10 protein-coding genes and 1 tRNA gene are annotated in these 12,379 nt (G+C 44.6%); 6 read left to right on the plus strand and 5 right to left on the minus strand.

The window, feature by feature from the left end:
* Together G496_RS0116295 and G496_RS0116300 are read left to right on the plus strand one after the other, a co-directional pair.
* Positions 1–1,236 carry a molybdopterin molybdotransferase MoeA gene (locus G496_RS0116295; protein ID WP_027180207.1) on the plus strand — a complete coding sequence of 412 codons (1,236 nt, stop codon included), beginning with the start codon at positions 1–3 and terminating at the stop codon, positions 1,234–1,236.
* Between the two features lie 75 nt (positions 1,237–1,311).
* On the plus strand, positions 1,312–3,246 hold the full coding sequence (locus G496_RS0116300; protein WP_027180208.1) for a molybdopterin biosynthesis protein: 1,935 nt from the start codon (positions 1,312–1,314) through the stop codon (positions 3,244–3,246).
* A gap of 61 nt (positions 3,247–3,307) precedes the next feature.
* On the opposite strand, the gene G496_RS0116305 is transcribed toward G496_RS0116300, so the two are convergent.
* The 4 genes from G496_RS0116305 to G496_RS0116320 form a co-directional block, all read right to left on the minus strand.
* Positions 3,308–3,964: a cytochrome b/b6 domain-containing protein gene (locus G496_RS0116305; RefSeq protein WP_027180209.1), complete on the minus strand. Its 657-nt coding sequence runs from the start codon at positions 3,962–3,964 to the stop codon at positions 3,308–3,310.
* Positions 3,964–5,592 (minus strand): tetrathionate reductase family octaheme c-type cytochrome, encoded by a 1,629-nt coding sequence (locus G496_RS0116310; protein ID WP_027180210.1) that lies wholly within the window; start codon positions 5,590–5,592, stop codon positions 3,964–3,966. Before G496_RS0116310 ends, G496_RS0116305 begins: the two co-directional genes overlap by 1 nt.
* 62 nt (positions 5,593–5,654) lie before the next feature.
* Positions 5,655–6,125: a hypothetical protein gene (locus G496_RS0116315; protein ID WP_034633684.1), complete on the minus strand. Its 471-nt coding sequence runs from the start codon at positions 6,123–6,125 to the stop codon at positions 5,655–5,657.
* A complete protein-coding gene (locus G496_RS0116320) occupies positions 6,125–7,099 on the minus strand; it encodes a 4Fe-4S dicluster domain-containing protein (RefSeq protein ID WP_027180212.1) in 975 nt (324 codons plus the stop codon). Before G496_RS0116320 ends, G496_RS0116315 begins: the two co-directional genes overlap by 1 nt.
* 792 nt (positions 7,100–7,891) lie before the next feature.
* Between G496_RS0116320 and G496_RS0116325 the strand changes: the two genes are divergently transcribed.
* Together G496_RS0116325 and G496_RS0116330 are read left to right on the plus strand one after the other, a co-directional pair.
* A complete protein-coding gene (locus tag G496_RS0116325) occupies positions 7,892–9,181 on the plus strand; it encodes a citrate synthase (protein WP_027180213.1) in 1,290 nt (429 codons plus the stop codon).
* Positions 9,182–9,355: 174 nt separating this feature from the next.
* Positions 9,356–9,442 (plus strand) — tRNA-Leu (locus G496_RS0116330).
* 342 nt (positions 9,443–9,784) lie between these two features.
* Here the strand turns inward: G496_RS0116330 and G496_RS0116335 are convergent.
* Positions 9,785–10,501, minus strand: coding sequence for a class I SAM-dependent methyltransferase (locus G496_RS0116335; RefSeq protein ID WP_034633687.1), 717 nt, complete (start codon positions 10,499–10,501; stop codon positions 9,785–9,787).
* A gap of 455 nt (positions 10,502–10,956) precedes the next feature.
* Here G496_RS0116335 and G496_RS0116340 point away from each other — a divergent pair, with 455 nt between their 5' ends.
* A complete protein-coding gene (locus G496_RS0116340) occupies positions 10,957–11,274 on the plus strand; it encodes an ArsR/SmtB family transcription factor (protein WP_051295112.1) in 318 nt (105 codons plus the stop codon).
* 46 nt (positions 11,275–11,320) lie between these two features.
* Positions 11,321–12,370, plus strand: coding sequence for a permease (locus tag G496_RS0116345; protein ID WP_027180216.1), 1,050 nt, complete (start codon positions 11,321–11,323; stop codon positions 12,368–12,370).
* Positions 12,371–12,379: the final 9 nt, after the last annotated feature.

The raw sequence follows: 12,379 nt of genomic DNA on the forward strand, positions 1-12,379 counted from the left end.
ATGAGGCACGATTTTTTTGATATTATCAGCAGAGATGCTTTTCAGAAACTTCTGCTTGAATTCCCGTGCTCAGGAACTGAATCTGTTTCCATTGAGGAGGCATGTGGAAGATTTGCAGCAGTGGATATTTTATCTCCAGAAGATCTTCCACCTGTAAACCGTTCCTGCATGGATGGCTTTGCTGTTAATGCTGCCGACGTTTTTGGATCAGGTGAAAGTGAGCCTTCGTATCTGGAGTGCGTGGCAGAACTTGGAGTGGATCAATACCCCGATTTTGAAATTTCTCCCGGAGAATGTGCCAGAATAGCTACCGGAGGGACTCTACCGGAAGGCTCTGACGCAGTTGTTATGGTTGAACATACCGGCATCATGGGAGCCGATACGGTGGAGATAAGAAAATCAGCCGCACCGGGTGAGAATGTGATGCTCAAAGGTGAAGATTGTGCCAAAGGCAAGGCTGTTCTTAAAGAAGGTCAGAAAATAAGATTTCAGGATGTAGGTCTGCTGGCAGCTCTGGGAATTTCTGAAATAAAGGTCCATAAAAAGCCTTCAGTAGGAATTCTGTCTACCGGGGACGAGCTGACAGATATAAAGTCCGGATCAATTCCCGGAAAAATGCGTGATGTAAACTCATACACTTTACGCTGCCTTGTGGAGAAAGCAGGAGGAATCCCCCAGAATTACGGGATAATAGGCGACAACCTTGAAGCCCTGAAATCCGCTCTGAAAAAAGCTTTAGCTGAAAACGATCTGGTCCTGCTTTCAGGCGGCAGTTCTGTTGGAGTCCGCGACTTTACGGTGCAGGCTATCGAAGAAATGAAAGACTCCGCCATCCTTGCCCACGGAGTTGCAATCAGCCCGGGTAAACCAACCATACTCGGTAAATCTGAAGGTAAACCAATTCTGGGCCTTCCCGGACAGGTTACTTCCGTACAGATAATTATGCTTGTTCTGGTTATCCCTTTCATAAAGCATATAAGCGGCAGTAAAAATCCCTTCAAGGGCAGAGTTTTAATTCCAGCCGAACTGGCCCGCAACACCGCCTCTAAACAGGGACGTGAAGATTATGTCCGGGTAAAGCTTGAAAAACGGGAAAACAATCTTCCTCTTGCACATCCGTTAATCGGGAAATCCGGACTGCTCAGGACAATGACCGAAGCTGAAGGACTGATGGTAATAGCTGAAGACACTGAAGGCAGTTATGCAGGAAAACAGGTTGAAATCTGGTTACTGTAGTTTGCATATTTCCAATTTTTAATTACGATGGTTCAACTCTATTGATTGGATGAAATTTAACCGGAGAAGAAAGGCATGAGCGAACGCAATATCTATCTTAAGACAATACCGGTAGATGAAGCAGTACAGATGGCCATGGAAGCCCTGAACCGAGAAGAGCTTATCAAGCCTGAAATAATACCTACCCACAGATCAACGGGCAGAGTTACATCAGAAGCCGTTTACGCAAAATACTCTTCACCGACTTATCATTCCGCCGCAATGGACGGGATTGCCGTATGCAGCCGCAAAACCTTTTCGGCACGGGAAGATAATCCCCTGCACCTTGAGCTTAACCGGGACTATAAACCGGTAAATACCGGAAATGCTCTCCCTGAAGGTATGGACGCTGTTATCATGATTGAAAACGTGGTTCAGGTTGATGAAAACACCGTCAGCATTGAATCTCCGGCTTTTCCATGGCAGCACGTCCGCAGAATAGGCGAAGATATTGTCGCTACAGAAATGCTCCTGCCGCAAAACCATACAATCACCCCCTTTGATGTCGGAGCACTTATTTCGGCAGGAATTTACGACCTTAACGTGTGGGGAAAAGTCCAGATGACCTTTATCCCCACAGGCGATGAAGTCCTGCCTTTTCGGGAAAAACCGAATCCGGGATCAGGAGAAGTTATTGAATCCAATTCTCAGGTTTTTTCAGGACTCTCCAGAAATCTTTCCATCGATTTTCAAAATGTAAGACCGGTGCCTGATAATGAAGAGGCCCTTTCCAATGCAATCGATCTTGCCCTTAAAAACTCGCACATTGTGGTTGTCGGGGCAGGTTCCTCAGCCGGGAGTAAAGATTTTACCCGCAAGGTATTTGAAAAAAAAGGCCGCCTGCTCAACCACGGCATAGCGATAATGCCCGGTAAACCGACCATTCTTGCAGAAGCTGAAGGGAAACTGCTGGTTGGCTCACCCGGATATCCGGTAAGCGCAGTTGTCTGCTTTGAAGATATCATCACTCCCATAGCCTCATGGCTTTCAGGGAAGCCTATACCTGAAAAGAAAAGAATACAGGTTAAGCTTGCGAGGAGAACTCCTTCCAAGCCGGGGCTTATGGAAATCATCAGACTTGCTGTTGGTGAAGTCGATGGTGAATATGTAGGAGTTCCCCTTCCCCGTGGGGCAGGTATGATAACAACCCTGACTAAAGCGCAGGGAATTGCCAGAATTCCTGAAAACAGCGAAGGGGTTGAGGAAGGCGAGACAATCAATGTTGAGCTGCTGAGTTCTGAAAATGCCCTCTCAAAAGTCATCATGCATGTGGGCAGTCATGATAATACCCTTGACCTTATCGGAAACACATTAATGGGTCTCAGTTATCCGCTTCATCTGGTTTCCACTCATGCCGGATCAATGGGCGGGCTGACTGCAATTAAAAATAATTACGCCATGTTCGGCGGCTGTCATCTTTTTGATCCTGAGTCTGGAGACTTCAATTTTCCCTTTCTGGAAAAATACCTCCCGGATATCAAAACCGTGGTAATAAACCTTGCCATACGCCATCAGGGACTGATTGTAGCTAAAGGTAATCCTAAAAATATAAGCGGAATAGAAGACCTTACGGCTGACGGAATTAATTATATAAACCGCCAGCGTGGTGCCGGGACGAGAATTCTGTTTGACCACCACCTTAAAAAATCAGGAATTTCACCCAGAGATATCACCGGATACGACCGTGAAGAGCACACTCACATGGCTGTAGCGGCAAATGTGCTGACAGGTGCCGCTGACTGCGGACTCGGAATAAAAGCCGCAGCAAATGCTCTGGACCTTGATTTTGTTCCGCTGGCCAGAGAGAGGTACGATCTTATCATTCCCGAAAAACATCTTGACGACATCCGCATTAAAACGCTTCTTGATTTGATTTCCTCTGATGAAATAAAAAATGCCATCAACAATCTCGGAGGATATGAAACCACTCTGACCGGGCAGGAAATGAAACCCGGTATGGGACTTGGCTGATATTCATAAGTATTAATATAAAAAATCCCCCGTATTAAACAATACGGGGGATTTTTTGTTTCTACTGCTTTCTATCGTGAACTTCCCACGCTTCCGCTTTGTAGTCTTCCGGAACATCTTCCCATCCACTGAACATGGCAGAGATATGCGCAGTAAGGCTATGGCCCGTGGTTGTCATATAAATATGCACTACGAGAAAAGCTAGAATAGCATACGCGCAGGCCATGTGGACAGTTGCCACCACGGATAGATTCAGAAAACCGATTCCCCACGCTTCCCAGTCGTTATAGGTCCAGTAAAGCAGCCCGGTTATCATCTGCAACGGCAGCAGTATAGCCGACAGTCCCAGATAGACCAGACGCTGCAAAGGGTTATGTTTTGCGGACCTGCTCTTCTGAACAGGGTGCTCCTGACCTTTAAAAATTCCAGAACCATAATATAACGCCACAGCAAACAGTTTTTTTGTTGTCGGAATATACTGTTTCCACTCGCCCGTTGTCAGCAGCCAGAAGATGATAAAAACAAAGAGGACCAGCCAGCTTATTCCAAGTGTATTATGCAGATTGACGGCTTCTTTAAAACCGAAGAAGGAGAAGACTCCGTGCATTTCAAGGCCGGTGATCATAAGAAGAAAAATGAGCACGGCCTGTGTCCAGTGCCAGAACCTTTCAAATCTGGTGTAAAGATATATCTTTTTCATATTGTGATTTGTATTCATTACACATCCTCCCTGCGACCTTTCATAAAAATTCGACCTAAGGCATGCAAAACTACACCAACGGCAGAGGCGATAACAATGAACCATCCACCAGCGTCTACCACACTGTTTGAGTCACGCCCCGGCAGATACATACAATTCATTTTTTCAAGACGACCATGCTTGCTGTGGCACTGTTCACACGCCAGAGCATTCTCCCGGGGAGCAACCATGTGTGTTGTCGGGTAGACATATTCGGTCTCGACAAAGCCGACTTCTCCACTGAACGGCAGACCTGCGTATTCCATTCCGGCTTTAACTGAAACGGTCCAGTCGAAACCTTTCCAGAAAGCTTTTTTATCCTTTCCAAAAAGATGGGGAATGACCATATTCTTATTAACCTTGTCGTAAGGTGTCATTCCACGGTGAACCTTGAACGGCATTATGCGCGAATGCCGATCATCAATGCTTCCCACAGGTCTGCTGACTCTGACCACCTTCGATGGGTCTATTGCTGTTCTGGCCGTTATGGTATCGATGGTTCCATTAAACCAGTAGTATTCGGGGACGACATTTTTAGCCCATTTCATCTCACCCTTTTTACTCATATATACCGGCTTATCCCACTCACCTTTGACATTGTATGGTTTGCCGTCTTTAAGCTTTCCGGCTTTAGACCAGTCCCACCAGACCTTGGTCGGCAGCTCACGCGCAAATGTAGGAATATGACAACTCTGGCAGGCAACCCTGTCAGTATGATCATTCATTTTAGAACCTATTTCTGATTTATGCGGAGTTGAACTGTGGCAGGATTCGCACATAATTTTAGAACCAAGGTCATCTTCAAGAAGAGACTTGCGCTCCGTAGCTGCCGGAGTGGAATAAATTCTTCCGGCTATGCGGTGATTCACGGTTGTATGGCAACGGGTACATTGAAAGTTTCTTGAATCAAGCCCCATGTGAACATCAAGATTTTTTCCGGGTTTCATCATGGATGAATCCAGATCTCCATGCTTTACACCATCACCGCCGCCTCCGTAGAAATGACAGGTTCCGCAGTTTCGGCGTGTCGGCCGGGCAACACTCTGGGCTACCAGATTCCAGTCGGGGGAGGCTATAAACTTATTTGAAAACTTCTTACCCGGAGGTGGCGGAGGATTACCCGCCATTGTCGGAAACTTTTTATATGAGCCGGTCTGTTCGTGACAGACCAGACAATCTATTTTGCTCTGATCTGTGAAATCAAAAGATTTATCTTTCCAGCCATATCCGGCATGGCAGGAAGTGCAGCGAGGCTCATTAGACTGAATATTGATGCAGAAATTATTAACAATCAGCCCACCCTTGCCGACCTTAAGTTCCTTTGCCGCCGAGGGGTCCAGCCATGTCCAGTGAATGGTTTTCATAAACTGTTCCCCGGCCTCGTTATGGCAACTCAGACACGCTCTGGTGACCTCAGACCCACTCTTGAACTTCTGTTTTAGAGCATCAAATCTGGAATGGTCAGCGGTTACCCATTTCTGCTGACCTTTAACAGCCTGCCGGGCCATTTCCCTTCCGGGGGCATCTTCATCAGAAATTGCTGAGGTCGACATCAATAAAAAGGCGGTAAGAAAAATAAATACAGCTAAAAGCAGTCTTTTCCTCATTACGGTCCTCCATGTTTCGGCTTCAACCAATTAATGATTCACCACGCCGGTTAATTTTTACTTCAATGATCTTTAAGGCTTTTAAGATACCTCTTCTTACCTGTTATAAAAGTTACTGCGGCAATGAGTCCCAGAAGAATTGCAAACCCAAGATGGATCCAGTCAATGAGCATCACGGTGAAGGGGTCCAAAGTTACTGAATTCAAATTTTTTATAACCCTCATTATACCGGTCGCACATACAAGTATGAAGAACAGTCCTTTTATCTTTCCGGAAACAGTCACACAGTGAGTCTTGGAAAAGACTCCCAGATAAAGAGTAAAAATATATGCGAGCAGAAAAAGAAGCACTGCTCCGAAAATATAATGTATTTTATTGGTAAGATAGAAATCGCTGAGCCAACCCAGACCGGGAAGGTCCGCAATATAATACCTTTTAAATATCGGCATCTGGGCGGCTCCGGTCAGGGCCAGAACAAATATTGTCAGTTTCAGAACAATGGAAATTTTATTGGAGATCAGTGAATGTCTCATTATTTCTCCTGTTTTCCCAATTTTGAGCTGACAAATCTGCCGGCTTTGATCATTCCGGCAACCAGTCCGGCAAACGGCGCAATCGCCACTGCCGCAGCAAGGTTCTCCTCATCCTCCATGGCGGCATCAACCTTATTGAGTCCGGGCAATCCGGGTCCTTTGCGTGAAGCAGCGTCCAGAAGTTCAAAAGGAACAGGAGAAAGATAAACTGTATTTGTTCCACCATTCTCCTCAAGTCCGTAAGCAAACCATCCTTTTTCATGGATGATGTTATGAACTTCATTCAGAATTTCACGCCGCGGCCCTATTTTCTGCACACTTTCAGGGCAGGCTTCAATGCAGGCTGGAAGCTCTCCCTTATCAATCCGGTCATAGCATCGGTCACACTTATACATTACTCCGTTTCCGGCGAATCCCGGCAGCAGTCTCAGATATAAGCCCACTCCGGTCTGCCGCTGCGGGATATGCCATGGACAGACCGTTCTGCATTTTGCTCCGCCGAGACAGACATCAGGCTGAATTCTAACTATTCCGTTCTGCTGCTTTTCAGCCGCTCCCCAAGGGCAGAGGTTGGCGCAGGGAGGATTCTGACAATGCAGACAGCGGCGGGGAATATTGATTTCATGAACTACCCCTTTATATTCGACTTCAACACTTTCAATATAGAGCCAGTTATATGGAGTGAGGCGATCATCCACTTCACGCCTGTCTGACCAGTCTTCAACCTTAGCCCGCCCTTTGGGTACCATCTCGGGAAAAGGTTTTTGCGGTTGAGGAAATTTATGACCGTTCACAGTCCGGCAGGCTTCAACACATTCACCGCATCCGATACAGCGGGAAAGATCAAGAAGAGTTACCAGCTCTGACGTATCTGAAGCTTCAGCCTTGTGATCATTGAAAGGCATTGCCAGAGAGGCGGTTCCGGCAGCCAACCCTTTTACAAATGATCTTCTGGAAATATTTTTTTTTACCATCTTATTTTTTTACCCTTACAGTTCGTAGACTTTATTATAAAGCTCTGGGTCGTATATTCTCATCTAACTTAGTATCATAATAATTATTTTCAGGTAAAGTATGAAAGTTTTTTCACGATCAGCGTTAAGAATCAGATAAATTTAGTGCTCATAAAAATTACAATAAACAAAATTCATAGTTAACGATCATGATGTAACTGCTTTGATTTCAGAATTGTTGATTTCAAACTGTAGGTGTATAAAGAATTTTATTCAGCAGCGACATTAGAGTAGAAATTATCGTCGGTTAACTCTGTAGTTCTGCGTATTTATATTTTACGACACAGTTGTTATTCCCACAATAAATATTGCCATAATATAAAGCACCCACGCCAATAAGTAATATAAACAACATGTTACATCTAAACTATTTCTAAAGAGTCAAAATGTACCGCAAAATGAGCTTTTATATGAGTTTTTAGAACCCAGACTGGACTTTTTAACGGATATTTCGTATTCCTTCTTTCAACATCAGGGACAAGCCCTTCGTTATTTTATCTGCAGGACCCGCATGACACTGACCGACTCAGGTCTCTCAATCCAAGGCCGCCAACAGTGTACAGGGTAAGATTTCGGGACACATACAACTTTCCGAATTTATTCATCGGACACGCTTCCCCAAAAGAACCGTGAACCGGCTTGAACTGTCTGCTTTTTATAATTCAGATCGTTTCAAGAACCGAAATTTTATCTTCATGCGTCCATCTATCGGCAGTCAAATTGTTGTTGAACTCATAAGAGGAGACTCAAGTAATGAGCGAAAAAGAGACAGCCACACTCACCTATGCCGGCAAATCCTATGAGCTTCCGGTTATCATCGGCACCGAAGGCGAAACTGCCATCGACATCAGTAAACTGAGAAACGAAAGCGGTCTGATCACTTATGATCCCGGTTTCGGAAACACAGGAGCCTGCAAAAGCAACATAACCTATGTTGATGGCGAAAAGGGCATCCTGCGATACAGGGGCTACCCCATTGAAGAGCTGGCGGAGCACGGTAACTTTATTGAAACCGCATGGCTCCTGATTTTTGGAGAGCTGCCGCGCAAGGAAGACCTGTTGCGTTTCCGCGCACTGCTGTGTGATGAAGAACTGCTGCACGAAGAACTCCTGCACCATTTTAACGGCTTCCCTTCACACAAGAACCAGCCCATGGCTATACTTTCAGCGGTTATCAATGCGCTGGGCAGTTACCACACGGACCTCTACAATATTGAATCAAAGTCCGAGGTTTTTCTGGCTGTAGGTAAAATAATTTCTAAGGTCAGAACAATTGCGGCTTTTTCATACCGGAAATCAATCGGCAGACCGTTTATGTACCCTAACCCGGAGCTTACATACTGCCGCAACTTCCTGCACATGATGTTTTCTATTCCTAACAAGCATTATGATCCGCCCGAAGAAGCTGTTAAAGCTCTCTCGCTGTTCTTCATGCTGCATGCAGACCACGAGCAGAACTGCTCCTGTTCAACTGTCAGGATGGTTGGCTCAACTCAGGCTAACATTTTTGCTTCCGTAGCTTCGGGAATCTGCGCCCTCTGGGGTAAACTCCACGGTGGAGCCAACGCCGCGGTAATTGAAATGCTCGAACAGATCAGAGATGGAGAAACTTCCATTGCTGATTATATTGAGAAAGTTAAAAAGAAAGAATGCCGTCTCATGGGATTCGGACATCGCATATACAAGAGCTTCGATCCGCGCGCCCGCATCCTCAAAAATGCGACACACGATCTGCTAAAATCAGGATTCAACGATGAATTGCTTGATATTGCCCTTGAACTTGAAGAAGTCGCAACTTCTGATGAATATTTCACTGAAAGAAAGCTCTACCCGAATGTAGACTTCTACTCTGGAATAATCTTGCGCGCCCTTGGAATTCCAGTGGCAATGTTCCCGGTAATGTTCGCCATAGGCCGCATGCCCGGCTGGATTGCCCATTGGTATGAAGGATACTCCAATCCTAATTCAAGGATTCACCGCCCGAGACAGATCTATACCGGTAATACGGAACGGGTTTATGTGCCCATAGATTTCAGGAAATAATCTGATTTTCCGCATAGATCGTAAAGATGCTCTGCGGAAAGATGATTAAGCTCACGACCTGGCTGCGGGGGAAACCCCGCAGCCTATTTTTTTGATAAAAACAATAAATCAGCGCGGTAAACACTAAAAAAAAGCTTGCCAAGAATATAGTAAACAGCTAAAAGCTTCTTCCGTGCCGAAGTGGTGGAATTGGTAGACACGCTAGGTTCAGGGTCTAGTGGGGGTTCCCCCGTGGAAGTTCGAGTCTTCTCTTCGGCACCATCTTGAATAGAACAGCCTTCAGTCAATGACTGGAGGCTTTTTCTTTTTGTTAGCTAAATGCGATACAAGGATTGGAATGAAGCACTCTGCACTGAAATGATACCTTCAGTGAGAAACCTACTTTGGTTGGATTGATCGGGTTTCACAATTTCTTTTGCCAGACAGAGATAATGCTCGCGGTAAACCAGCCGGAAACGCTCCAACGTTTTTTCAAAGGCACCTATATTTGAAATACAACGGATCACCTAATTCGACATTATCAAAAATTACTTTTCGATTTTTGAACAAGGAGTTCAGCGGCCGCTTGTTTTAGCTGGCCGCTGGAACGTCTGGTTAATCTGTTTATTTTATGGCGCCAAAAGCGGCAAAGCAGGAGTTCTTATGCAGGAGTTCTACATGTTTAAAGCCTACTTTTTTCAATAAATCGATTTGATAGGTTACCGGTCTCGGTGAGTCTTCTTTTTCTATATAATTGTATACGTTGTCCCTATATGCTTCTCCACCTAGATTGGTCAGATAGTCTCCGTAGCGACTCCACATAAGGGATTGTATAGAATCGGATTCGTGAGAAACTAAATCTGTTATCCATACGCTTCCGCCGGGGGCAGTTAAATTAAAAATTTTTCCAAATGCTGTCTCCCAATCTTTATCATCTCTAAGATGATGTAAAACAGCAGCGGCAAGGATTACATCGTATGATTCTTCAGGAAGATTGATATTGCGAAAGTCGCCATGATGTATATTGATATTCCCTTTATTAATTTCAGAGATTCGCTCTTTTGCTTTTTCAAGCATTGGCAAACTTAAATCGATAAGATCACAGTCAAAAGAAGAAACATATTGAAGAAGTTTGATCGTATTATTACCTGCTCCACAGCCTATATCTAACACTCTATTAATGTTTTTGGTTGAAGCAAATGCCGCTTTAGTAATTAATTCCATAGCAAGCGGAGCATCAATAGTAGCAGTTTGACCGGTTTCTATATTTGAAAAGCGCTCAACATCATTATCAAAACGATCCTTTATTTCTTCTATTGTCGACTTATTTTGAAACTGCATTGATTTTCCTTTTAAGATTAACGGTAGTTTGACGTATCCTCATATAATGCTAAATTTTTTATTTCAGCTATATAAGGCGCCCGTAACTTATGCATAACAACTCCATTTTTATATTAAAATAGAGATGTTATCAGTTGTGAAAATAATCTAACCTAAATTAGCACTCTCAATTTGTTTCTGCAATTCAGGAATATGAGGACCATTTTCGGCCTTACCAAATCGTGACCTAATACAACTCTCCCAAAAGACAGCACAACGTCCTGATACAAGCTTTTTTAGTGTCTATAGGCTTAAGTATTTAAGTTGGCGCCAGCAAATTTTCTGCAGCCGAGATTTTATAGACAAAAGAATCAACAATTTTAATATGATATAGCTTCTAAACACTCATAGTCTAATTTTAATAACCTAGCCGCCCTTGACCATGCAAAACATTTGGCTTAAATAGAAAATGAATTATGAAAAATTTAGAATTAAATCCTATCAGCAAAAGCAGCGAGCATTATGAGGTTCGGGCAAAAGTTATGAAGGCCATGGCTCATCCGTCACGGCTTATGATGATTGACGCCTTATCTCATGGTGAAAAATGTGTATGCGAACTGACGGACCTTGTAGGATACGATATTTCCACAGTTTCCAAGCATTTGCGCATTCTCAAGCAGGCTGGAATTGTTGATGATGACAAGCGTGGGAAGCAGGTTTTTTACAGGCTTAAGGTCCCGTGTATCTTAAACTTTTTTCATTGTGTGGAATCTGTTATCGCCAACGGCAAATAATTTTTTTAATTGACACTTGGCGAAATAGCCAAATAAAGAGAAAGATATGTCTGAGAATATTACCGAGAAAAAAAGTACAGGCACCGGGACAATCGTTCTGGGAATTATCGCAGCCGTAGCCGTATGGTACGGTATCTACATGCAACTGCTGCCTTTCTCCGAATGGTTCAGCTACACTCTGCTCAAACAATCTCCCGAAAGCCATCTGGGGTCAGCAGTGCAATTCTTTGTATATGACACCCCGAAAGTACTTATGCTCCTGCTGATCGTGGTATTTTTTGTAGGGATACTGCGGTCATTTGTAACTGTTGACAGAACAAGAAAAATTTTAGCTGGCAGAAGAGAATCAGCGGGGAACGTGCTCGCCGCTCTGCTCGGCGTTGTTACCCCATTCTGCTCATGCTCGGCAGTGCCACTCTTTATCGGCTTTATGACTGCCGGAGTTCCTCTCGGGGTAACTTTTTCATTCCTGATATCTGCACCCATGGTTAACGAAATAGCCCTTGTGCTCTTATACGGGTTGCTGGGCTGGAAAGTTGCCGCACTGTATTTTGCCACTGGAATAATGATCGCAATAGTCGCCGGATGGGTGATGGGTCGCATGAACCTTGAGAGGCATGTGGAAGACTGGGTTATGGAGATCCGGGCAGGAGAAAGCGGCCTTGAAGACCAGCAGATGAGCTGGAAGCAGAGGTTTGAATACGCGCTCGGGTCTGTGAAAGAAATCATCGGCCGAGTATGGAAATATGTAATTTTAGGAATCGCTGTGGGTGCAGGTATCCACGGCTATGTACCTGAAGGATACCTTGCTGGAATCATGGGAGATTCATCATGGTGGTCAGTCCCCCTCTCAGTGGTCATCGGTATCCCCATGTATACAAATGCAGCGGGTATAATTCCTATTGTCGAAGCTTTGCTGGGCAAAGGAGCGGCACTTGGAACAGTACTGGCTTTTATGATGAGCGTGATAGCTCTTTCGTTCCCGGAAATGGTTATCCTGCGCAAAGTTCTCAAGCCTAAACTGATAGCCGCTTTTATAGGCGTTGTGGGATGCGGTATCCTGCTCGTAGGTTATTTATTCAACGCTGTTATCTAGATAATTTAT

The sequence above is a fragment of the Maridesulfovibrio bastinii DSM 16055 genome (genome assembly GCF_000429985.1).
In the GTDB taxonomy this organism is placed as follows: domain Bacteria; phylum Desulfobacterota; class Desulfovibrionia; order Desulfovibrionales; family Desulfovibrionaceae; genus Maridesulfovibrio; species Maridesulfovibrio bastinii.